We start from the raw sequence: 22,669 nt of genomic DNA on the forward strand, positions 1-22,669 counted from the left end.
CCATGGCCGACCTGCCGAACCTGACGGACGCGCCGAACACTGTTGAACTGCCCGACAACCTTGACCTGCCGAACCTCGCCGGGATCCTCACGGTCGGCGAGTGGCTGGCCACCGGACGGGCCATCGCGGCGATGCAAGAGCCGACCGGTGCGTTGCCGTGGTTCCCGGGTGGACAGACAGACCCGTGGGACCACATCGAGTCGGCAATGGCGTTGTCCGCCACCGGATTGATCGCCGAGGCGGAGGCAGCCTACGAGTGGTCCCGGCGGATGCAGCGAGAAGACGGGTCCTGGCCGATCCGGCTCGTGGTCGGGGAGGTGACCGACGCCAACACCGACAGCAACTTCTGCGCGTACATCGCCGTCGGCGTCTGGCATCACTACCTGATCACCGGAGACCTCCGATTCCTGGAGAAGATGTGGCCGACGGTGTCGTCGGCGATGGACCTGGTTGCCGAGTTCCAGGCATCGGGCGGGGAGTTCTATTGGGGCGCAACCCATCCCTTACCCCCGCAGACCGGTGCCCACGAGGGGATGTACCACAGCGCGCTGATCACCGGCAACGCCAGCATTCATCAGGGGCTGGGTTGCGCGATCCTGATCGGCAACGAGTTGGGCCGGCCGGTCGGTGACTGGGAAAACGCACTGCTGGCGCTTGGTCATGCGCTGCGTAGTCATCCGGAACTGTTCGAGCCCAAGCCCGAATACTCGATGGACTGGTACTACCCGGTGCTCGGCGGCGCGATCCGTGGTCGCGCCGGACAAGAACTGATCGCTGCGCGGTGGCACGACTTCGTGGTCACCGATCTGGGCATCCGCTGTGTGGATCACCGGCCGTGGGTGACCGGCGCCGAGACCTGTGAACTGGTGCTGGCCCTGGATGCCTTGGGCGACACCGCCGATGCCACGCTGCTGCTCAGTGACATGCAGCATCTGCGTGACCCCGACGGCTCGTACTGGACCGGACTGGTGTTCGCCGACGGCAAGCGCTGGCCGGTCGAGAAGAGTTGCTGGACCTCGGCTGCGGTGGTGCTTGCCGCCGATGCGCTCAGTCGCACCACCGCAGGCAACGGCATCTTCCGGGACGCCGATCAGGTGGCGACCCGGATCCGGGTGACCGGTTCGGGCGGGTGTGGTTGCGCCACTGCGTGACCGGGTTCCGGCCATCCGCGGCGCGTTGCGGTCATTCGCGTCCGATGGTGTCCAGCTCGGCGAGGTCGTCCTCGGACAGTGTGAGCCCGGCGCCTGCGATGTTCTCGCGGAGGTGCGCGATCGACGACGTGCCGGGGATCAGCAGGATGTTCGGTGATCTGTCCAGCAGCCAGGCCAGGGCAACCGACATCGGACTCGCGCCGAGCCGGGTGGCCACGGCGGAGAGCGCCGAGGACTGGAGTGGGCTGAACCCGCCGAGCGGGAAGAACGGCACGTAGGCGATGCCCTGCGCGGCGAGCCGGTCGATCAGCTCGTCGTCCAGGCGGTGGGCAAGGTTGTACATGTTCTGTACGCACACGATCGGTCCGATGCCCTGTGCTTCGGCAACCTGTTCGGGGGTGGCGTTGCTCAGGCCGAGGTGACGGATGAGGCCCTGCCGTTGGAGGTCGACGAGCGTCGTGAACGCTTCATCGACCGGGTCCGCCGCCGTCCCCTCGGCGGTGCCGAGTCGGAGGTTCACCAGATCAAGGGTCTGCAGCCCGAGCGATTCGAGGTTCTCCTCGACCTGACGACGCAGCTGATCCGGCTCTCGTGCCGTCGGCCAGCCACCCTGATCGTCGCGCTGCGCACCGACTTTCGTCATGACGTGCAGCGAGTCCGGGTAGGGGTGCAGTGCTTCGCGGATCAGCTGGTTGGTGATCCGCGGTCCGTAGGCGTCACTGGTGTCGATGTGGGTGATCCCCAGGCCGACGGCCTCGCGCAGGACGGCGATCGCGCCGTCCGGATCGGCGGGCGGGCCCATGGCCCAGGGGCCCGCGAGTTGCATAGCGCCGTAGCCGAAGCGGGTGACGGTCAGATCGCCCAGCGCCCAGGTGCCACCGGGCAGGGTTGGGGACAGTGTGCTCATGTGTCTGCAACTTTCATGTCGATCGCGCGTTGGCGCCTCGTGGCGCCGCACTTCACGATCGTCCGGTAACTTCCTATTGGGAAGTGGGCACTTTCAAGTGCCTTGGTTACCTGTAGGTGAGGCGGAGCAGACGATGAGCACAACGACGGCGGCACAAAAACGAGAGCGGGCCAAGACCCAATACGACGCATTCCTGGATGTCTGTCCGAGCCGCAAACTGCTCGATCGGCTCTCCGACAAATGGGTCACCCTGATCCTGTGCGCGCTCGGCGGCGGGTACGGTGCCGACGAACCCCGTCCGATGCGCTTCTCGGAACTGTCCCGGGCGCTCGCGGGCGTCAGTCAGAAGATGCTCACGCAGACACTGCGTTCGCTGGAGCGAGACGGCTTCATCACGCGAACCGTCACCGCCACCGTCCCCGTCACGGTCTCCTACGAACTCACCGATCTCGGTCTGTCACTGCGTCACCTGATGAGCGGCCTGAAGAACTGGGCCGAGACGCACATGGACGAGGTGGACCAGAACCGCGCGGCACACGACGCCCGCGCGGCCTGACGGCCCGATCGCCGCGTACTCGATCAGTTGAACTGGCAGCCCGACTCAGTTGAACTGGCAGCCAGACAGGGGCTTTCCGGCGAAGCGATCGAGGAGGTAGTCGACGCCACCGCCGGGCAGTACGCCGTCGGTGATCATCGGCAGTGCGTGATTGGCAGCAGTGCCCGGCAGGATCGGCGGGATGCCGTTGCTGCGGAACTCCACCGTTGCGCCCTGATCACACCAGTTCTGTGCCATCCGCCGGGCCTGCGCGTACGGGATGACGTCATCATTGAGGCCGTTGGTCACCAGGACAGGCGAGGTCGGTGTGAGCTTGCCGATCTGCTGGTCCTCGAGAATCGCGAGCGCGGCCGGGATCCCCTTGAGATTGTCGAGCATCGACCGGCCGTCCTTGGTCAGGTCCGAGGTCGACAGGAACGGGTGGGAGAGGATGCTGTCACCGATGCACTCGGTGCTGATCTGTTTCAGGACGCTGCGGCCGAACGCGGTGACCTGACCGTCGACGATCGTGGCCAGTTCCGGGTTGCGTTCGACAAATCCGTTCAACGCGTAGCCGATCGCTCCGGCGATGAGGTTGTCGTCGATCGCGGGCAGCACGTCGAGAAGGTCTGCGGGCGGTGCGCCGGCAAACGTTCCCTTGACGTTCAGTTCCGGAGCGTAGGTCGGCTGAAGCTCTGCCGCCGATGCTGCCGCGCCACCGCCCTGGGAATAGCCCCAGAAAGCGATGGGTGCCTCAGGGTCGTCGCCGAGCGTTAGAGCCGCCCGGGCGCCGTCGAGCATCGCGTGTGCTTCCTCGGCGCGGTTGACGTAGGTGTGAGTGCCGGGGGTGCCGAGCCCGATGTAGTCGGTGATGAAGACCCGGGCTCCCTCGGCCAGCCAGCGGTCCGCGGCGATCACTTCGTAGTTGATCGATGCGGAGAGCGGATCGTCGCTCACGCGCAGTGCGGTGGAGAAGTTGCGGGAGGGCGCACATTGGTCACCCTGGCCGACGGTTCCCGGGCCGATGACGATCGTCGGCCGGTCACCTTCACCCCGCCACGGGACCGCGGGTTCGACGAAGCTGCCGGTCACGGCGGTCGGGGTGCCGTCCTGGAGTGCGGAGGTGTACATGATCCGCTGTCCTTCGCCCGGCCACGAACCGCTGCGGCCGGGTACCGAGGCGTACAACGGCATCGACTGGGTCTTCAACACGGTCCCGGCGTCGGCGCTGATGTCTGTAGGCGGGACATAGAAGCCCCCAAAGGTGTCAGGTTCGGCCTGTGCAATCGCTGTCACCCCTGCGACCTGCACCAATCCCGCAATCGCAATCGTCGATACCAATCGAGATATCCGCATTCATCGCCCCCGTCGGCGCTCCGTCGACGGTATTACCCGCCAGTAACTTATGTGAGTCGGGACGCTATCAGAAGGATGTGTGGTCGCAAGCACACGCATGTCATAAGCGGCGCTAACCGTTTTCTCGGGTGGGTGAATGGCGGACCGGTCAATGTGGAACGTGTTATATTTCGGGAGTTCGCCGGACTGGTGTCCAGTCACCAGTCCACATCCCTTCGGTACGTCGGATTCTTTGCGGAAAGGCTGTAACCATGGACTTCGGGATCGTCCAGTTCACGAGCGATCGGGGCCTTGCGCCGTCGGTGCTCGCGCCGCTCATCGAGGAGGCGGGGTTCGATGCGTACTTCGTCCCCGAACACAGTCACATCCCCACCCGGCGCGATGCGGCCCATCCGCAGACCGGTGACTCGTCGCTGCCCGACGACCGCTACATGCGCACGCTCGATCCCTGGGTTTCCCTCAGTGGTGCGGCTGCGGTGACCTCGCGGGTCCGGCTCGGCACCGCGGTTGCGCTTCCGGTGCAGTCCGATCCGCTGACACTGGCCAAGAGCATCGCAACGCTGGACCATCTGTCCGGCGGTCGGGTGACCCTCGGCGTCGGATTCGGTTGGAACCTGGACGAACTCGGCGATCATCACGTTCCGCCGAAGCGTCGTCGGACCATGTTGCGCGAGTACATCGAGGCCATGCGGGCGCTCTGGTCGCAGGAGGAAGCCGAGTACAGCGGGGAGTTCGTGAACTTCGGGCCCTCGTGGGCCTGGCCCAAGACCGTCCAGCAGCCGGGCCCGCCGGTACTCGTCGGGGCGTCGGGCAACGAGAAGAACTTCAAGTGGATAGCCCGCAGTGCGGACGGATGGATCACCACGCCGGGGGAGCAGGACATCGAGGGTTCGGTGAGGCTGCTGCAACAGATCTGGGCTGACGCCGGGCGCGAGGGCGCGCCGCAGATCGTGGTGCTCGACTTCAAGCCGGTCGCCGAAAAGCTCGACCAGTGGCGCGAACTCGGCGTCACCACGGTTCTGTACGGCGTGCCCGACGACAATGTCGAGAAGGCCGGTGCCTATCTGGCAAAGCTCGCAGGCAAGCTCGGCCTGCGTCCCGTCAGCGTCTAGTCGTCCACCGAGGGGATAAAACCCCTCGACCGCGTTCAATACCGCCGAACAAGCCCATATTGCCGCCGAGCGTGCCAAAGTAGCCGTAGCCCAGGAGAATTCACTCAACACCAAGGACGCTGCAGATGGATGCTCACGTCGATCTTCCGGAGCTCGGTTGCTATGGACTCGCCGGGCACGCGAACAGCCCGCGCGATCTGCTCGGCGAGGTTGCGCTCGCCGAACGTCTGGGCATCGGGTCGATCTTTCTGTCCGAGCGGTTCAACACCAAGGATGCCGCGGTGATGGCGGGTGCGGCCGGTGCGGTCAGCGAACGGATCGGGATCGCCTCGGCGGCAACCAATCACAACACCCGCCATCCGCTGGTCACGGCAACCATGGCCACGACGCTGCATCGGCTGACCGGTGGGCGCTATGCGCTGGGTCTCGGGCGCGGCTTCGACATGCTCTTCGACGTCATGGGTCTGCCGCGGGTGACCTCGGCGCAGTTGGAGGATGTGGTCGGTATCTACCGGACGCTCTGGTCCGGTGGTGCGGTGGCGGGTCACGACGGGCCTGCGGGTAAATATCCATTCCTCATGCAGGATGCGTCGTTCGATGAAGACATCCCGATCATGATGGTCGCCATCGGTGAGAAGACGCTCAAGCTCGCCGGGCGGATCGCCGATGGTGTTGTGCTGCATACCTTTTTCAGTGATGAAACGCTGCACAATGCGGTGCAGACGATCCGGAAGGCTGCTACCGAAGCGGGACGAGACCCGGCCTCGGTGCGGATCTGGTCGGTACTTGCAACGATCGAGGATTCGATTCCGGAGGAGCTTCGCCTGCGGAAACTCGTCGGACGGATGGCAACCTACCTGCAGGGTTATGGCCAGGTCCTGGTCCAGATGAACGGCTGGGATCAGAGCGACCTCGACCGGTTCCGCAATGACGAGTTCGTGCAGAACTTCGCAGGCGCCTTTGATGCGATCGGTACGGTCGACGATCTGAACCGGGTGGCCGAATTGCTCCCGGACCACTGGCTTGCCGCATCGGCCACAGGTAGTGCGAAGGCGTGTGCGGCCCGGATCGCGGACCAATTCGATTGCGGTGCCGACGGAGTCATCATGCACGGCGCGACACCCACAGAACTCATCCCGGTCATCGATGCCTGGCGCTGCGTGCGGCCTGCCGGCCGTTTTGACCACTTGCCCGCAAACCCCGGACGGGTTGCACCATGACACATGTGACCGCTCCCATCGTGACCTCACCTGATGGGCTGACCGCCCGATGGCTCTCGACCGCACTCGGAGCGACCGTCGATACCGTCACGGCGGCACCGGTCGGTACCGGACAGATCGGGACCTGCTACCGGTTGGAACTGACCGGAACGGCTGTGCCACAGCGACTTCTTGCCAAGTTGCCCGCCGCCGACCCGGCAACGCGGGAGATGTTGTCCGGGGTGTACCGGTCCGAAGCCCGCTTCTACGCCGACATCGCGTCGACCGTCGCCGTCAAGAGTCCGCACTGTCACTATGCGGCGATCTCTGACAGTGGCGCCGATTTCACCCTGTTGCTCGAGGACATGAGTCCGTCGCAGCAGGGTGATCAGCTCACCGGATGCTCGGTTGCGCAGGCTCGGGATGCGGTGATCAATCTCGCGGGGCTCCATGGTCCGCGGTGGTGTGATCCCACACTCCTCGACGTCGACGGACTCTCGGTCAACAGCCCCGACGATGCGAAGTTGCTAGCAGAAATGTACGGTCCGGCGACCGAGATCTTCATCGACGCACTCGGAGGCCTGATCTCCGATGATGACCAGGAGACGCTCCGGAGTTGTGTTGAGGTGGCGCAAGGTTGGGCCCTGGGCCGGGCCGAGCGGTTTGCGCTGGTCCACGGCGACTACCGGCTCGACAACCTGCTCTTCCCGCCTGGCGGCGGTCAGGGAGTCACGGCCATCGACTGGCAGACCTTGAGTCTGGCGCTGCCCGCGCGCGATCTCGCCTACTTCATCGGAACCAGCCTGTCGCCGGATCTCCGGCGTGAGCACGAAGCCGGGCTTGTCGACGACTACCGCCGAGCGCTGAGTGATCACGGCGTGGCGGACTACAGCGCCGACGATTGCTGGGATGACTATCGATTCGCCATGATCCAGGGTCCGCTGATCTCGGTGTTCGGATGCGCCTACGGCACCCGCACCGATCGTGGCGACGCCATGTTCGCGGCGATGGTCGCGCGATCGTGTGCGGCGATTCGAGATCTGGGCACCCTGGAGCTGGCGCGCTCGACGCACTGATCCAAGCGTCATTGCGAACTCGGTGTGTTACCACCGAGGAACGCCACGGTTAACGCTGCAATGCCCGATTGACAGCCCTTCAGCAGCTTGGCACTATCGCATAGTGCGAGATGGCGTTCCGCAATGTCGTGTGATCGCCGCTCTAGCTGACATCAATCTGAAGGATTACAGATGACAACTCGAATACTGGAGCCGATCACCGGCCCGAGTGCCTGGCGCGGCGACGAGCTCATGAAGACAGATGAATGGATCTACCGGCTCTCCGATGCCGAGCGGATCGAGCTCGAAGAAGTCGGCCGTGCGTTCGTCGCCGATGATCCGGACCTTCGCAGCGTGAGCGCCGAGAAGTATCCATTGCCGGTCTGCGCCAAGGCGATCGAGGCCTTCGCCGCCGCAATGGACTCGGGTCGTGGGTTCGTCCTCGTGCGGGGTCTGAATACCGAGGAGTATGGCGACGCGGTCGCCGGGGCGATCTTTTTCGTAATGGGTCTGCATCTCGGGTTGCCGATGAAGCAGAACGAGGTCGGAGACCTGATCGACCATGTGATCGCGACCTCGAACAAGACGTGGTCGGATCCGTCCGCGCTACCGTCGCGCGTGCGTGACCGGCTGCCCTTCCATTCCGACAGCTCGGACGTTGTTGCGTTGATGTGTCTGCGCGGTTCGAAGTCGGGCGGCGCGAGCAGCCTGGTCAGCGGCACCACGATCTACAACGAGATCCTCGATCGCAGACCGGATCTGGCCCCATTGCTGTTCGAGGACTGGTACTTCGACTGGTACCGGCAGGACCACGACGCTCCGGCGAAGTTCTACGTGAGCCCGATTGCGAGCTACGTCGACGGTATCTTCTCCACGTACGCGGGCAGTTCGATCATCTTCACGGCGCAGGACTACCCGGAGGTGCCGCGGTTGACGCCTGCCCAGATCGAACTCCTCGAACTGTATGACGAGATCGCGCAGGAACCGGGTCTGGCCATCGACATGGACTTTCAGCCCGGCGACGTGCAGTGGCTGCTCAATTACGCTGCGCTGCACTCGCGTACCTCGTTCGAAGACCATCCCGAACCGGAACGCCGACGTCACCTGCTGCGCCTGTGGCTCAAGCGTGATGTCGGTCGTCCGATGGTCGAGGGTTTCGGTAAGAACGTCGTGCAAGGAAGAGATGAAGCGCGCGGTGGCGATGAGTCCACGGTGGCGAGCCGGGTGAAGCACATCGCCGAAGCGGTTGTCCCTGATCTTGATTGGGGTGCATGACCGCGCTGAGATCTGCGATCTGAACACGCAGGGCGCCCACCCGGATTCTTACCGGGTGGGCGCCCTGTGGTTTCGCAGGGTCACTCCATGATGAGCACGGCCTTGCCGACAGAACCCTGTCGGACCGCGTCGATGGCCTTGTCGATGTCGGCGAATGCGAACTTGGTCATCAGTTGGTCGACCGGAAAGAGTCCGTCGTGGTGCAGCTCGAGGAGTCGTGGCAGGAATGTCTCCGGCACGCTGTTGCCCGCCGTGATGCCGGTCACGCTGCGGCCTGCGAGGATTGAGCGCCACTCGAACGACATCTCGGCACTGGCGCCGACGCCGACAACGCCGCATCGACCGAGCGGCGCCAATGCCGACACCGCGTTGCGGACGACGTCGGCGCGACCGGTGGCCTCGACCGTGTAGTCGAAACCGCCCGGCGCGATCTCGTCCAGGATCGTCAGCAGGTCCGGGTCGTCGCTGCGCACCGTGTGCGTGGCGCCGATGCGACGGGCCTGTGCGAGCTTCACGTCGCTGACGTCGACAGCCACGATCGCTCCGCACTTCTCGATGGCTGCGGCCATCACCGCTGCCGCCCCGACGCCGCCGACCCCGAACACCGCGATGGTCGAATCCGGCTGGGGGCGAAGTACGTTCATCACGGCCCCGGCACCGGTCTGGAATCCGCATCCGAAGGGTCCGGAGGTGTGGAGATCGGTGTGATCGGGGACCCGGACGACGCTGCTCCGGCGGGCGACCACGCGGGTGGCGAAGGAGGACTGTCCCAGGAAGTGCCCACCGACAGGCGAGTGCGGGTAGGCGCTGCCGCTGTAGGACAACGCCGTTGTGCCGTCCGGTCGGGAACCGATGAAGTTGTGGGTCCAGAAGTGCTCGCAGTAAGCCGGAGCGCCGGATCGGCACGGTTTGCACGTGTCGCATCGCGCGAAGGTCATCGTGACCTTGTCGCCAACGGCGAGATCGGTGACACCGGCGCCGAGGGCCTCGACGATTCCGGCACCCTCGTGCCCGAGGACCACCGGAGTGGTCATCATCGTGGCAAACTCGAGGTCGGTGCCGCAGATGCCCGAACTCGACACCCGGACGAGTACTTCTCCTTCGGCGGGGCCTTCCAGGACGAGTTCTTCTAGTTCGAAGGGGCCGCCCTCGTGGCGGACCACAGCGGCGGTGACGGCGTAAACATCAGGTTTCATTGTCTTAGAATAAGAGATGCCGTCTTGACTTGCGCGATCAAGCTGCGAGTATTTGCTTATGGTAATCGACGTACCCGAAGCTTCTCATTTCATCGCCGGTGGCTGGGTCCCGGGCGGCGGCAACCCAATCGAGCTGATCGACGCCTCGACAGAAGCAGCCTTCTTCGCCGTGGCGCGCGGGGACGCCTCGACGGTCGATGTGGCGGTTGCCGCGGCGCGTGAGGCCGCACCCGCATGGGCGGCGACCTCGGCCTCCGATCGCGGTGCCGCTCTGGCGAGATGGGCACGCGCACTGGAAGAGAACGCGGACATGCTGGCCGCACTCGAATCCCGCGACGTCGGCAAGCCGCTGTGGGGTGGTGCGATGAACATCGCCATCGCGACCTCGATCGTCGACTATTTCGCGGGTGCGGCAGACAAGCTCACCGGGGCCACGCTGCCGACTCGCACGCCCGACTTTCACGGGTACACCTTGCTTCAGCCGCTGGGGGTGTGCGCGGTCATCACACCGTGGAACGTGCCTGCAGTGTTGGCCGCCGCCAACGTTGCGCCTGCGCTCGCCGCGGGTAACACCGTGGTACTCAAGCCCTCTGAAGAGGCCCCGCGGGTCATCCTGGCCATGGCTGCGCTGGCTGCGCGGGCCGGCATCCCCTCCGGTGTGTTCAACGTGGTCACCGGACTGTCCGACGCCGGTGCCGCACTCACCGCGCATCGCGGTATCGACCACATCTCGTTTGTCGGGTCGACGGCGACAGGTCGTGCGGTCATGCACGCCGCTGCGGAGTCGTTGACACCGGTGAAGCTCGAATTGGGTGGCAAATCACCCAACGTCGTGTTCGCCGACGCCGATCTGGATGTCGCGCTGCCTGCGATCGTCGGCTCGATCACCGAGAACGCAGGCCAGAACTGTTATGCCGGTTCCCGATTGGTGGTCAGCACCGAGATCATCGGTGAGGTTCGCGAGCGGGTCGTTGAGCTGATGCGGGGCGTGCGGGTCGGTGCCTGGGAGGCAAACCTCGACATGGGTCCGTTGGTCAATCGGGTTCAGTACGAACGGGTTCAGGGATTCCTCGACGCTGCGCCGGAAGAGGGCGGAAAGATCCTCACCGGTGGTGGCAGGCCGACGGGAGTCGGGGACACCGGCTGGTTCATCGAACCGACGGTGATCGACAACGCCGAGTCGTCCTCACGGATCATCCGCGAGGAGGTCTTCGGGCCGGTACTCGCGCTGCAGACCTTCTCCACCGATGCCGAGGCGCTCGCGATCGCCAATGACACGGATTTCGGTCTGCTGGCGTCGATCTGGACCAGCGACGTCTCACGTGCACTGCGGATGGCGGCGTCCGTGCAGGCCGGTCAGGTGTCGGTGAACCAGTTCGCCGATTCCGGGGTCATCGGATTCCCGTTCAACATGAGCAAAGACAGCGGCTTCAGCAGCGGCGGGGGCTATCGCGCAATGCGCGAGTACACCCAGGAAAAGGGTGTGGCGATCCGGCTGCTGCCGGCCTGACCCGTCCGAACCCCGGTGGCGCGGCCGGGAAACACCGCGCATGAGATTCGATGCTGAAAGACCACATCATGACCGCACAGCTTGGCAACACGTCATTCGACCATCACTCCGACGAGTGCAACTCCGATCCCGTTGCGTACTACCGTGACCGGCGAGCCGGCTGCCCGGTCGGGTGGACGGACGCCCACGAGGGCTACTGGTACACCACGCGGTGGTCCGACATCGCGGCGATCGCCAGGGACGATGAGGAGTACTCCTCGGAGCGCCAGAATCCCGGTGACGGGGTCTCGTTTGTCATCCCCCGGGGCGGCGGCCTGGTGCAGTACCCCATCGAACTCGATCCACCGGCGTCGCAGCCGTACCGAGACCTGATCAATCCGCTTCTCACACCGGACGCGGTGCATGCACTCAAGCCGATGATCGCCGAGCTGACGACTCGCGTCATCGACCGGTTCATCGAGTCGGGTTCTTGCGATCTCGTCACCGATCTCACGAATCCGCTGCCGACGGCAGTCACTTTGACCTGGGTGGGATTTCCCGAGGAGGACTTCCCGCTGCTCGCCGGTCCCGTCCACGACATCTTCGCGGCTCCGGCAGGCAGCGAGCGCAGCATGCGCGGGGTCGCCGGACTGGGTTACCTCGAGCAACGGGTGCGTGAATTGCTCGCCGCGCGGCGAGCACAACCGGCCGCGGATGTCCTGACCACTCTGGTGCAGGCCGTCCACCCCGAAGGACGGCCGTTCACCGACGACGAACTCGTCTCGGTGACCTACCTGCTGGTCGCCGGAGGTGTGGACACCACCACGTCGCTGACCGGATCGACGTTGGTCTGGTTGGCCAGGAACCCCGCGCAGCGTGATCGCCTGATCTCGCAACCGGAGATCCTGGAGAACGCGACAGAGGAGTTTCTCCGGGTCTTCGCGCCCTCGCAGGCGATGGCCAGGACCGCGGTCACCGACACCACCGTCGGCGGTTGTCCGGTGCAGGCAGGCCAGAGGGTGTTGCTTCCCTGGGTGGCGGCCAATCACGATCCAGAGGTCTTCGACGAGCCAGAGTCGGTGCGGCTCGACCGCGACGCGCGCAGGCACCTGTCCTTCGGAATCGGCAGCCACCGTTGTCCCGGTGCGCATTTGGCCCGCGCGATGTTCACCGAGATGATCACTCAGGTCCTGACCCGGTTGCCCGATTACGTGATCGACGAGGACGCGGTGGTGCCCTACCCGACGCTCGGGAACCAGGCGGGCTGGGATCGGGTGCCTGCCACCTTCACACCCGGCCCGGTCGATCCGGCCACCACGTTCGCACTCGGAACCGTCCTGGTGGAATCCGTCCGACAGGTCGCCGACGGGGTCGTCGAGCTGACACTGCAGCATCCTGCGGAACAGCGACTGGCGGAGTGGACACCCGGTGCCCACCTCCCGGTGACCCTGCCATCGGGTACGCGCAGACATTACTCGCTGTGTGGTGACCCGCAGGACCTGCGCAGCTACCGAATCGCGGTGTTGCTTGAGGAATCCGGGCGGGGCGGTTCCGCCGAGATCCATCAGCGGCTCGGCGCCGGATCAACCCTGAACATCGAACCTCCGCGCAACAAGTTCCGGCTGCAGGACGCGCCGGAGTATCTCTTCATCGCCGGTGGCATCGGTGTGACTCCGATGCTGTCGATGGTGAAACATGCGCTGGCGCAGCAGGCCAGGGTCACGATGCTCTACTGCGGCCGCGGCCGCGAATCGATGGCCTACGTCGACGAATTGCGCGACCTGCTCGGCGAGTCCATGACGATCGTGGACACGGCCGAAAGTACCCGCCCGGACATCGCGTCATGGGTGAGCACAATCGGTGATGATGCGCTGATCTATTGCTGCGGTCCGTATTCGATGACCACAGCAGTCGAGAATGCCTGTCGCGCTGCGGGTTCGTCGAAGAGGTTCCGGAGAGAACACTTCGGCACGGTTCCGGACACCTCGCTCGGGACGGCGCCGAGCGTGCCGGACCGGGAGTTCTCGGTGACTTTGGCGCGCAGTGGGACAACCCTGACCGTACCCGTCGGCCGAACGCTGCTCGATGCCATATCCGTGGCGGTTCCTGGCATCTCGCGCGACTGCGAGGAAGGGTACTGCGGCGCTTGCGAGACGCGGGTACTCGCCGGGAAGCCATTGCACCGGGATTCGGTGTTGACGGAGGAAGAACGGACCGCGAACCGATCGATGATGGTTTGCGTCGGCCGCGCGTGCGGTGATGGTTTGATTCTGGACGTGTGAGTTCGGAATCAGCAGGTAAGAGATATCCGGCAGGCATGCATCGTTCGGTGCCGCAGAGACGAAGGTCCCCTACATACTTCAGTGAAGAAAGTCTAAAAGAACGTGAATAAACACGAATACGGCATATTCCTACCCATCAGCAACGGCGGCTGGATCGTCTCCGACACCGCACCGCGCATCGAGGCCACCTACGACTACAACCGCGAGGTCGCCGTGGCGGCAGATCAACTCGGGTTCGACTTCATCATGTCGCAGGGCAAATGGCGCGGATACGGTGGCCGGACTGATCATTGGGGCAGAACCCTCGAGTCGATGACGATGATGTCGGGCCTGGCCGAGGCAACCGAGCGCGTCAAGATCTGGTCGACAGTGCACACCATCCTGTTCAACCCGGCGATCGTTGCAAAGATGTTCACCACACTCGACCAGATCAGCGGTGGGCGTTGCGGCATGAACATCGTGGTCGGCTCGTTCTCTGAAGAGTTCGCACAGATGGGTATGTGGCCAGAAGAGCTCGATCATGCGGCGCGCTACCGTTATTCGGAAGAATGGGTTCAGGTTTTGCTGGCGTTGTGGAGCCAGGATGAAGTGACCCACCATGGCGAATTCTTTGATATGAATGCTTGCTCGTCGCGGCCACACCCGGCGGCGACACCGACGCTCATCTCGGCAGGACGATCACCGGCCGGTCTGCAATTCCAGGCGAAGTACTGCGACGCATCGTTTCTGTCGGCGCATGAGCTCGACGGCCTGCGAAAGGTGAGCAGGGAAGCGAAGGCGGCCGCGGTTGACCATGGACGGAGCCTTCGTACCTACGCGATGGCGACGATCGTGATGGGCGATACGGACGCGGACGCCGAGCGCAGATTCGATGTGTACGGTGCGGGTGCGGATCAAGAAGCCCTGCGCAACATGGCGATCGCTTACGGCATGCCGGTCGACAAGAATGACGCGCCGGGGGCGAAGGCGCTGGAGCAGAGCGGCTTTCAGACTGAGGTCATCAAGGGTTCGGCGTCGACGGTCACCGAGAAGATCCACGAGATGGTCGACTACGCCGAGCTCGACGGTTTGATGTTGATCTTCCCCGACTACGTGCCCGACATGAACGCGTTCGCCGAGGCCGTTCTCCCCGCGCTGTCCAAGGTGGTGACCTCGTGAGCGCACTACCCGGCCCGATTGCCGCCGGCGCATTGCTCGTGATCGACGTGCAGAACTCCTTCGCTGATCCGGCCGTGCTCGACTGGGTCAGTGAGGAGGGTCTCGCGGCAGTCGCGTCAGCCGTCGAGCAAACGGACGTGCTCGTCGAGGCGGCCAGAGCCGCTGGTTTACAGGTGATCTGGGTTTCTCTCGTGCAGGATCGCGAGAAGCCCTGGGCGGCATCATTGTGGCTACGCGACATCGAACCGGAGGATTGGCCCGGTCCGGCCGAACCCTGTGTCGCAGGCACATCAGGCACCGACATCTACTCGCTGCACCCGGCGCCCGGGGACTGGCATATCGCCAAGCAACGATACAGCTCATTCTTCGAGACGGACCTGCACGCCCGGTTGAGTGAAGCCGGGGTGCAGTGGCTGTTGGTTGCCGGACTGACAACCGAATGCTGCGTGCTGGCGACGGTTTTCGATGCTGCGCAGCTCGGATACCACGTCGTTCTGGCCGAGGATGCAACAGCCAGTTACGACAAGTTGACACACGAGGGTGCGCTCACCGCACTGACTCTGCACGCGGCAAAGAAGATATCCACTGCCGACGGTGTGGATGCGCTGGCGTCACACATCGCTGCGGGATCGCGGTGAGTGTGAACGAACCGGCGCAGATGGCACTGGCCTTCGATCTGTCGTTCACCCACACGGAGGGTCGCTGGGCAGTCCCGGGTTCCTGGGTCGGCGCGGACTATCCCGACGTCGGTATGTTCACGGAATTGGCCAGGACCGCCGAACGCGGCGGCATCGACATGCTGTTCTTCGGCGATGGCGTCGGGATCCCGGATACGTGGGAAGGCTCGGCCGACGCCGCGATCCGGTGGGGGATCTCGTGGCCGCGCCATGACATGTCGCCGATCATCGCCGCACTCGGTCAGGCGACATCGCGGATCGGTTTCGGACTGACGTATTCCTCGACGTACATGCATCCGTTCTACGTTGCGCGGCTGCTCAATTCGCTTGATCACGTGACCGGTGGGCGGATGGCGTTCAACGTGGTGGCCTCCGCGCGCACGTCGGATGCGGCGAACTACGGTTTCGACACGTTGATGGATCACGGTTCCCGGTATGAACGGATGGAAGAGTTCGTCGACGTCTGTCAGCGGTTGTGGGATTCGGTCGAACCCGGGGCGATCGTGCGCGATCACCAGACCCGGGTGTTCGCCGACCCGACCAAGGTTCACCGCCTCGACCACGACGGCAAACACTTCAAGGTGCGGGGTCCACTTCCGAGTGTGCCCAGTCCCCAGCGCAGACCTGTTCTGGTACAGGCCGGTTCATCGCCTCGGGGGATCGCGGCATCCGCGGCGTTCGCCGACGTGGTCTTCGGCTCCGGTGGACACCTCGATTCCCAGCGGCGACACAGATCCGAGTTGGACAAGGCTCTGGACAAGGCCGGGCGGGAGCCGACGTCGGTGGGCATCCTGTGGGCCATTCAGGTGGTACTCGGTGCGAGTAGGAGTGAGGCGATCGCCCGGCGTGAGGAGCTGCTCGGGATGCTTCCCATGGAAGGCGTCGGAGCCTATCTCTCCTACAACACCGGCTACGACTTCTCGGTGTTGCCTGCCTCTTTCGTGCTCGGTGAACTGCGGCAATCGATTGTCGACGCGCAGGGCACACAGTCGGGCTTCGTGGACCGGCTGATCTCCGACCATGGTGCCCAAACCCGTTTCAGCAGAAAGGAATTCTTCGATGAGGGCTGGCGATACTCCACCGGGTACGACCAGACCATCGCCGGAACGGCCGCTGACGTCGCCGACGAGATGGAGGGCCAATTCGAGGCGACGGGTTCGCTCGGTGGTTTCATGATCTCGAACCCGCTTCGGACGCCGGGGGCGGTGGGTGACGTGGTCGACCATCTCGTTCCTGAATTGCGGTCGCGCGGCCTTCGTCCACCCGATTACCCGGGAACGACGTTGCGTGCCAACCTGCTCGGTGCCAAACCATCGGGGTGATCTGAGAACAGCGTCTCGGTATAAGCGACACTTTCGCCGACTTGGAAGAGGCCACCCATTGCCGAGGCGACGGGTGGCCTCTTCTTTGGTTCTGGTCGAAATGTGGCAGATTCCCGCTGTCAGCAGCATCTTTCGTTACTGATGCATTACATCCCTTAATACTGTGTTTCGTCTTCGGGATGGCGTCCTCTGCCGATTGACACGGCCACGGAAACCGGAAACCATCTCATAAAGCGGTACGCCATCCCGTATTGAGTCAAAGGACAAACTCTGTGAACGCCTCCCAGTCACCCACGAGCAGTCGCTCGTCCACCCGGCAGGTCGTCGATCTGGCTGGTCGAACCCCGGCGCAGAAGCAGGGCCTGCTCTCGCATCTGATCATTCCTCGGCCGATCGCCATGATCACCACCGTCTCCGCCGACGGCACGGTCAATGTCGCGCCGTACAGCTACTACATGCCGGTCTGCGGTCAACCGCCGACGATCGCCATCACGATCGGAACCCTCCGCGAGGCAACCGACGGACCGAAGGACACCTGGGCCAACATCGAACGTACGGGTGAGTTCGTCGTCAACGTCACCGGCGGCGCCATGGCCGATCACATCGAAGCGGTCGCACGCGAATACCCAAATGACGTGTCAGAGTTGGATATCACGGGGTGGGGGACAACCGAATCCCAGGTTGTCGCCGTGCCGTCCCTCATCGACAGCCCGGCCAACCTGGAATGCCGTGTGCTCGACGTGATCGACCGGGGTGAGCCGGACGTTCGATTCTCCGGGGTACACATCGTGCTCGCCGAGGTCGTCTCGATCACCGTCGACGAATCGATACTCCTGGAACCGGATCGGATCGACCCCACACGTGTCGCGCCGGTCGGCCGGATGGGCTTCCCCCATTTCGTCCGGGCCGAAGGCGGCGCACTGTTCCAGCAAGAACGGATTGCCTACGCGGACCTGTGATCTGCCCCCATCCCTGATCCATCTCACTCCCTTGGAGGGATTGAACAATGTCAAAATCGCGCATCATTCAAACTGCGGCGGTCGCTTGCGTCGCGCTGGCCGCACTCACCGCGTGCTCGGACCGCGGTAACAGTGACACCGGCGGTGGCGGGTCCGCACAGTCGACGTCCGGATCTCAGCCCGACGTGAACGGTGACGGCAAAGTTGTTGTCGGCGTGCTCAGTCCCGGTGACCTGAACGACAACGGGTACTACGAAACGTTCGTGACGAACGCGCAGAAGGTCGTCGACGCGAATGACTGGACCCTGATCAAAGTCGGCTCGGTCAACCCGGCGGCTGTGCTCGAACAGGCTCGTAACCTGTGCAGGCAGAACGTCGACCTCATCGCGATCGCCGCCCAGGAACTCAAGGATGCGCTGCCTGCGGCGGAGGAACCGGTCTGCGCCAACACCAACTGGTATTCCCCGGCCGGCACGGGGATCACGCCGACACCCAACGTCACCGTGTCGAAGGACTTCGTCAACGAGGCCATGCTCGCCGCCGGTTACGCAAACGGCATCCTGATGCGGGAGCGGAACGCCACCAAGGCGGGTTACATTTCCGGTCCCGAGCTCGACTTCTCGGTGATGGCTGCCAAGGCGTTCGAGGCGGGGATCAAACAGCTGGTCCCGAATGCGACTCTCGCGACCACGTACACCGGTGACTTCAACGACTCTGCGAAGGCGCGGGAAGCGGCTCAGGCGCAGATCAGTCAGGGCGTCGAGGCTCTCTACCCGTATCTGGGTGGTGCGACGGACAGCGTTGGTGAGCTCGGAACCGAAGCAGGCGTCATCCTGTCGACCCCGGGTACCGACCGCTGCGGCGAGACGGCCATCAAATGGGGTGTCTCGGTGATCTTCGATCCGGGTGCATATTTCGCCGCCGCGCTGGAGAAGTTCAAGGACGGTGAGCTCAAGATGGGCGAGGTGCGCGAATGGCACATGGGCAAGGACTCTGTTCCGACCGTCAAGCTGTGTAACGGCACCGAAGCCCAGAACGCTGAACTGGCCGCCTTCATCGAGAAGATCGGCACCGGTGAGATCGTGCCGGACGACGTCGTCGCCAAGTCGGGCGTGTAGACCATGACCGGTGAGCAGGTGTGGGCGCCGGGGGATCGGACGCCGCTGACGCGGGTGGTCGAAACCGGACCGCTCTCTGAGGTTTTCGAAGTGGGAGTTCCCCCGCCTGCTCTGGCGGCCCGCGGGATCACCAAGGCATACGGGTCGGTTGTGGCTTGTGACGCCATCGACCTCTCGGCACGAACGGGTGAGATCCACGGACTGCTCGGTGAGAACGGTGCCGGCAAGTCGACCTTGATGAAGGTGCTGCTCGGGCTCGTGCAACCGGACGACGGAACGATCATGCGCAGCGGCAAGCGGGTCGAGATACGGTCGCCGTACGACGCCCTGCAACTGGGAATCGGCATGGTGCATCAGCACTTCAGCCTCATCGATGCCCTGACCGTCTGGGAGAACGTCGTTTTGGGCGAGCGTGGTGCGATTGACCGTGATCGGGCATGCAGTGAGGTCGAAGCGGTCTCGAGCCGATATGGCCTCCCGATCGATCCGATGGCGGTGGTCGGGGAGATGTCCGCCGGGCAACGCCAGCGGGTCGAGATCGTCAAGTGTCTGCGGCGGGACCCGCAGATCCTGATTCTGGACGAACCGACATCGGTGCTGACGGCGGCCGAGTCGGCCGAATTGTTCGAGGTGCTTCGCACGGTGGTCTCCACCGAAAACCGTGCCGTGGTCCTGATCAGTCACAAGTTGGCGGAGATCTCGGCCGCCACCGACCGGGTGACCGTGCTGCGCAAGGGGCGGGTGGTCTTCCGTGCCGACACGGCCGACACGACCCCGCAGATCCTGGCGAGGCAGATGGTGGGCCGGGACGTCTCGCTCGACCACTCGGCCCCCGCACTCGGGGTCGCGCTCGATGGTGTTGCCACCCGCTCGCTCGGCGTCGACGCCCCCGAGGTCCAGGAAACCGATTCGGAGCCTGCGGCTTTGGAACTCGATGGCCTGACGATGAAGAATGCCGATGGCCGGGCCGTGCTCGACGGTGTGTCACTGCAACTTCGCAGGGGAGAGATCGTCGGGCTCTACGGCGTGGAGGGCAACGGTCAGGCAGAGCTCGGTGACGTGCTGTGCGGACTGGTGCCCTCGGTGGGAGGCGAACTCAAGGTGGCCGGACGCACCGTCCCGATGTCGAAGCCGGGCGCGCTGCGCAAAGCCGGCGTCGGTGTCATACCCGAGGACCGGCACCGTTGCGGCGTTGTGCTCGATCTCAGCGTTGCCGACAATCTCGTGTTCAAGGACCTTGACACTTTATCGAAACGAGGATGGTTGCGACGCAGAGAGATTCGGAAGCACGCCGAGGAACTGGTTGCCCGTCACCGGATCTCGACCCCGTCGATCGACACCCCGGTTCGCAACCTCTCCGGAGGCAACCAGCAACGGGTGGTGCTGGCGCGTGAACTGGCCGCCAACCCCACGGTGCTCGTTGCGGCGCAGCCGACACACGGACTCGACATCGGCGCGATCGAGGACATGTACATGCATTTGCGTAAGGCCGCAGAACAGGGAGTCGCGGTGTTGCTGATCAGTACAGAACTCGAAGAGGTGACCGCTCTGTGTTCCCGGATCGCCGTGATCTCCGACGGTCGGATCGCCGGCGTGGTCCGCACACCCGACGCCACTGCCGAGCGGCTCGGAATGCTCTTGGGCGGTGAGGAAGCAGCATGAGTACCACATCGATCCTGGACAAGGAGCCCGCGCCGCCACCGCCGTCGAGTACTCGGCCGCCTTCGGAGTTTCTCCGACGCGCGGTGACACGGATCGCGCCGGGGCCCGGTGCGCTTGCGCAAGCGTGGCTGACGATCCTCGCGCTCGCGGTGGCGCTACTGCTCTCGACCATCCTGGTCGCGGCAACCGGCGGCTCGCCGAGCGCAGTGGCGGTTGCCCTGTTCGAGGGCAGCATGTCCGATGCCGCATCGTGGTCGCAAACACTTCTCGCCGCGGCGCCACTGCTGATCGTGGCAGTGGGTGCCTGTGTCTGTAACCGGGCGGGCGCCTTCAACATCGGTCAGGAGGGGCAGGTACTGATCGGCGCCCTGATGGCGATGTTCATCGGGCTCCGTATGTCCGGTCCGCCGATACTGGTGATCACCGTGAGCATCGTGGTCGGCGCGATCTTCGGTGGGCTGTGGGCCGGGGTCAGTTCTCTACTGCACCGTATCCGTGGTGTGAACATCGTTGTCAGCACGTTGTTGATGTCGTTCATCGCGGTCCAGGTCGTCAGCTACATGGTCAGTGTTCCGTGGCTGTTGCAGGAACCGAAGACCGACGCCTCGAGCACGGGTGCCAACCAATCGGCGCTGTTGCCCAAGGATTACCGGTTGCCTTCGGTCGGGCAGTATCCCGATCTGAGCGTCAACGTCGGACTGATCATCGGCCTCGTGCTCACCGTGATCATCGCGGTGGTACTGGCCCGCAGCCGATGGGGTTTCACCATGGGCATCGTCGGCCTGAACCCGTTGACCGCACAGCATGCGGGTGTACGGGTGGCGCTCGCCGGTGCGGTGGCTCTGATGATCTCCGGCGCCTGCGCCGGACTCGCAGGCGCGGTAGTGGTCGAGAGTTCGGTTTTCCGGCTCCAGCCCGCGGTGGCCAACAACATCGGCTGGGATGGCATGCTCATCGCACTGATCGCCCGAAACCGGCCGATGGTCGCGATTCCGGTCGCAATCGTGTTCGGCGCCTTGCGAACAGGCTCGGCATTCCTGTCGGCGACCGGCGTGCCCATCTATCTGGTGAACGTCGTGCAGTCACTGCTGGTGCTGGCATGTGTCATTGCCCCGGCACTGTCGTTCGCCAGTAACAAACTGTCGAAGAAAGCGCAGCAAGTGTCATGAGTCCAGACGACATCGGAATCATCCTGTCCAGCGCGATGCGGCTCACCGCGCCACTGGCATTCGCCGCGTGCGGCGAGTACCTGGCGGAACGCGGAGGTACCCAGAACATCTCGGTCGAGTCGATGATGTTGGCCGGCGCATTCTCGTCCATCGCGATCGCCAGTGAAACGGGCAGCGCGACCATCGGTCTGATCGGTGGTGCAATCATCGGCATGATCGTCGGTCTGATCCACGGAAACCTGTCACATCGCCTGAACGTCAACACCTTTGTGGTGGGCCTGGTGCTCAACACGCTCGTCCTCGGTCTCACCACGTACCTGATCTCACTGGCCGACTTCTCGAATCATCAGGTGTCACTGATGAGCATTCCGATACTCCGGGACATACCGGTGATCGGGCAGGCATTGTTTGTCGAACGCTGGCCGATGTATCTGTTGGTGGTTCTGATCCCACTGACCTGGTGGTTGGTCGAACGTAGTCGCTGGGGCCTCAATCTGCGCGCCATCGGTGACAACCCGCAGGCCGCCGACGCGACCGGTCTGGACGTGAACAGGCTGCGCAGGCAGGCATTGCTGTGGTGTGGGCTCTGCTCGGGTCTGGGTGGGGCGTATCTGGCCGTCGGCGAAGTCGGTTCGTTCAACGCGAACATGACCGGAGGTCGCGGCTTCATCGTTCTGGCCGCCGTCATCTTCGGTGCGTGGCGCTTGCGCCGCACGCTGCTCGGATGCCTGCTCTTCGGATTCGCCGATGCGCTCCGGCTCGCACTGCCCGCCTTGGGATTCGAGCTCAATTCGCAGATGTTGATCGCGGCACCGTATGTGCTCGCGCTGGTCGCGATGGTGGTGATCAGCGGCGCGCTGCGAGAACCGAGAGCGCTGGGCAAACCATTCGTTCGAGGCATCGTCTAGATGTAGGGGTCGGCCCTTGACGGGGTCGACCCCGCCTCGTATCTGAAGCGAATCCACCGATTGTCGGGCAGTCAACGCGAATGTTGGCCCTGGCAACGGCGATTCGACGCGGGCCCACGACCCGCTGACGTCACTCAAC

The 22,669-nt window shown here is 64.2% G+C and carries 19 protein-coding genes; 16 read left to right on the forward strand and 3 right to left on the reverse strand.

Going from position 1 to position 22,669, the window contains the following annotated elements; translation table 11 throughout:
- Positions 1-2: 2 nt before the first annotated feature.
- Entirely contained in the window at positions 3-1,151 is a 1,149-nt protein-coding gene (locus AC1D75_RS08565) for a prenyltransferase (protein WP_495514838.1), read from the forward strand.
- A gap of 31 nt (positions 1,152-1,182) precedes the next feature.
- Here the strand turns inward: AC1D75_RS08565 and AC1D75_RS08570 are convergent, their stop codons facing one another.
- The gene (locus AC1D75_RS08570; RefSeq protein WP_495514839.1) at positions 1,183-2,058 is read right to left on the reverse strand and encodes an aldo/keto reductase family oxidoreductase; all 876 of its coding nucleotides are present in this window, start codon (positions 2,056-2,058) and stop codon (positions 1,183-1,185) included.
- A 133-nt stretch (positions 2,059-2,191) separates the two neighbouring features.
- On the opposite strand from AC1D75_RS08570, the gene AC1D75_RS08575 reads away from it, so the two are divergent.
- Positions 2,192-2,614: a winged helix-turn-helix transcriptional regulator gene (locus AC1D75_RS08575; RefSeq protein WP_495514840.1), complete on the forward strand. Its 423-nt coding sequence runs from the start codon at positions 2,192-2,194 to the stop codon at positions 2,612-2,614.
- 45 nt (positions 2,615-2,659) lie between these two features.
- Here AC1D75_RS08575 and AC1D75_RS08580 read toward each other — a convergent pair whose 3' ends face one another.
- Positions 2,660-3,949, reverse strand: a complete 1,290-nt coding sequence (locus AC1D75_RS08580) for a lipase family protein (RefSeq protein WP_495514841.1) — start codon at positions 3,947-3,949, stop codon at positions 2,660-2,662.
- Between the two features lie 251 nt (positions 3,950-4,200).
- Here AC1D75_RS08580 and AC1D75_RS08585 point away from each other — a divergent pair, with 251 nt between their 5' ends.
- From AC1D75_RS08585 to AC1D75_RS08600, 4 genes are all read left to right on the forward strand, one after another.
- Positions 4,201-5,061: an LLM class F420-dependent oxidoreductase gene (locus AC1D75_RS08585; RefSeq protein WP_495514842.1), complete on the forward strand. Its 861-nt coding sequence runs from the start codon at positions 4,201-4,203 to the stop codon at positions 5,059-5,061.
- Positions 5,062-5,186: 125 nt separating this feature from the next.
- Positions 5,187-6,281 carry a TIGR03857 family LLM class F420-dependent oxidoreductase gene (locus AC1D75_RS08590; RefSeq protein ID WP_495514843.1) on the forward strand — a complete coding sequence of 365 codons (1,095 nt, stop codon included), beginning with the start codon at positions 5,187-5,189 and terminating at the stop codon, positions 6,279-6,281.
- 5 nt (positions 6,282-6,286) lie between these two features.
- The gene (locus AC1D75_RS08595) at positions 6,287-7,336 is read left to right on the forward strand and encodes a phosphotransferase (protein WP_495514844.1); all 1,050 of its coding nucleotides are present in this window, start codon (positions 6,287-6,289) and stop codon (positions 7,334-7,336) included.
- Positions 7,337-7,507: 171 nt separating this feature from the next.
- Positions 7,508-8,590: a TauD/TfdA family dioxygenase gene (locus AC1D75_RS08600; protein WP_495514845.1), complete on the forward strand. Its 1,083-nt coding sequence runs from the start codon at positions 7,508-7,510 to the stop codon at positions 8,588-8,590.
- An 80-nt stretch (positions 8,591-8,670) separates the two neighbouring features.
- Here AC1D75_RS08600 and AC1D75_RS08605 read toward each other — a convergent pair whose 3' ends face one another.
- The gene (locus AC1D75_RS08605) at positions 8,671-9,786 is read right to left on the reverse strand and encodes an NAD(P)-dependent alcohol dehydrogenase (RefSeq protein ID WP_495514846.1); all 1,116 of its coding nucleotides are present in this window, start codon (positions 9,784-9,786) and stop codon (positions 8,671-8,673) included.
- Between the two features lie 58 nt (positions 9,787-9,844).
- Here AC1D75_RS08605 and AC1D75_RS08610 point away from each other — a divergent pair, with 58 nt between their 5' ends.
- From AC1D75_RS08610 to AC1D75_RS08655, 10 genes are all read left to right on the forward strand, one after another.
- Positions 9,845-11,296 (forward strand): aldehyde dehydrogenase family protein, encoded by a 1,452-nt coding sequence (locus tag AC1D75_RS08610; RefSeq protein WP_495514847.1) that lies wholly within the window; start codon positions 9,845-9,847, stop codon positions 11,294-11,296.
- A gap of 68 nt (positions 11,297-11,364) precedes the next feature.
- On the forward strand, positions 11,365-13,557 hold the full coding sequence (locus AC1D75_RS08615) for a cytochrome P450/oxidoreductase (protein WP_495514848.1): 2,193 nt from the start codon (positions 11,365-11,367) through the stop codon (positions 13,555-13,557).
- A gap of 102 nt (positions 13,558-13,659) precedes the next feature.
- Positions 13,660-14,715 carry an LLM class flavin-dependent oxidoreductase gene (locus AC1D75_RS08620; protein WP_495514849.1) on the forward strand — a complete coding sequence of 352 codons (1,056 nt, stop codon included), beginning with the start codon at positions 13,660-13,662 and terminating at the stop codon, positions 14,713-14,715.
- Complete coding sequence (locus tag AC1D75_RS08625; RefSeq protein WP_495514850.1) at positions 14,712-15,353, forward strand: cysteine hydrolase family protein; 642 nt, start codon at positions 14,712-14,714, stop codon at positions 15,351-15,353. The genes AC1D75_RS08620 and AC1D75_RS08625 overlap by 4 nt, the downstream gene beginning before the upstream one ends.
- Entirely contained in the window at positions 15,350-16,714 is a 1,365-nt protein-coding gene (locus AC1D75_RS08630) for an NtaA/DmoA family FMN-dependent monooxygenase (protein WP_495514851.1), read from the forward strand. Before AC1D75_RS08625 ends, AC1D75_RS08630 begins: the two co-directional genes overlap by 4 nt.
- Positions 16,715-16,986: 272 nt before the next feature.
- Entirely contained in the window at positions 16,987-17,673 is a 687-nt protein-coding gene (locus AC1D75_RS08635; protein ID WP_495514852.1) for a flavin reductase family protein, read from the forward strand.
- A 47-nt stretch (positions 17,674-17,720) separates the two neighbouring features.
- Positions 17,721-18,791 (forward strand): BMP family ABC transporter substrate-binding protein, encoded by a 1,071-nt coding sequence (locus AC1D75_RS08640; RefSeq protein ID WP_495514853.1) that lies wholly within the window; start codon positions 17,721-17,723, stop codon positions 18,789-18,791.
- A 3-nt stretch (positions 18,792-18,794) separates the two neighbouring features.
- Positions 18,795-20,453, forward strand: coding sequence for an ABC transporter ATP-binding protein (locus AC1D75_RS08645; protein WP_495514854.1), 1,659 nt, complete (start codon positions 18,795-18,797; stop codon positions 20,451-20,453).
- On the forward strand, positions 20,450-21,622 hold the full coding sequence (locus AC1D75_RS08650; RefSeq protein WP_495514855.1) for an ABC transporter permease: 1,173 nt from the start codon (positions 20,450-20,452) through the stop codon (positions 21,620-21,622). The genes AC1D75_RS08645 and AC1D75_RS08650 overlap by 4 nt, the downstream gene beginning before the upstream one ends.
- Positions 21,619-22,530, forward strand: coding sequence for an ABC transporter permease (locus AC1D75_RS08655; RefSeq protein WP_495514856.1), 912 nt, complete (start codon positions 21,619-21,621; stop codon positions 22,528-22,530). Before AC1D75_RS08650 ends, AC1D75_RS08655 begins: the two co-directional genes overlap by 4 nt.
- Positions 22,531-22,669 lie beyond the last annotated feature (139 nt).

It is taken from the genome of Williamsia sp. Y712, assembly GCF_059445525.1.

Bases quoted from the DNA above. Each gene is read 5' to 3' on its own strand.
- AC1D75_RS08575 (WP_495514840.1), top strand. From the start codon at position 2,192: ATGAGCACAACGACGGCGGCACAAAAACGAGAGCGGGCCAAGACCCAA.
- AC1D75_RS08645 (WP_495514854.1), top strand. From the start codon at position 18,795: ATGACCGGTGAGCAGGTGTGGGCGCCGGGGGATCGGACGCCGCTGACG.
- AC1D75_RS08570 (WP_495514839.1), bottom strand. From the start codon at position 2,058: ATGAGCACACTGTCCCCAACCCTGCCCGGTGGCACCTGGGCGCTGGGC.
- AC1D75_RS08655 (WP_495514856.1), top strand. From the start codon at position 21,619: ATGAGTCCAGACGACATCGGAATCATCCTGTCCAGCGCGATGCGGCTC.
- AC1D75_RS08585 (WP_495514842.1), top strand. From the start codon at position 4,201: ATGGACTTCGGGATCGTCCAGTTCACGAGCGATCGGGGCCTTGCGCCG.
- AC1D75_RS08605 (WP_495514846.1), bottom strand. From the start codon at position 9,786: ATGAAACCTGATGTTTACGCCGTCACCGCCGCTGTGGTCCGCCACGAG.
- AC1D75_RS08600 (WP_495514845.1), top strand. From the start codon at position 7,508: ATGACAACTCGAATACTGGAGCCGATCACCGGCCCGAGTGCCTGGCGC.
- AC1D75_RS08590 (WP_495514843.1), top strand. From the start codon at position 5,187: ATGGATGCTCACGTCGATCTTCCGGAGCTCGGTTGCTATGGACTCGCC.
- AC1D75_RS08580 (WP_495514841.1), bottom strand. From the start codon at position 3,949: ATGCGGATATCTCGATTGGTATCGACGATTGCGATTGCGGGATTGGTG.
- AC1D75_RS08650 (WP_495514855.1), top strand. From the start codon at position 20,450: ATGAGTACCACATCGATCCTGGACAAGGAGCCCGCGCCGCCACCGCCG.
- AC1D75_RS08615 (WP_495514848.1), top strand. From the start codon at position 11,365: ATGACCGCACAGCTTGGCAACACGTCATTCGACCATCACTCCGACGAG.
- AC1D75_RS08640 (WP_495514853.1), top strand. From the start codon at position 17,721: ATGTCAAAATCGCGCATCATTCAAACTGCGGCGGTCGCTTGCGTCGCG.
- AC1D75_RS08565 (WP_495514838.1), top strand. From the start codon at position 3: ATGGCCGACCTGCCGAACCTGACGGACGCGCCGAACACTGTTGAACTG.
- AC1D75_RS08610 (WP_495514847.1), top strand. From the start codon at position 9,845: ATGGTAATCGACGTACCCGAAGCTTCTCATTTCATCGCCGGTGGCTGG.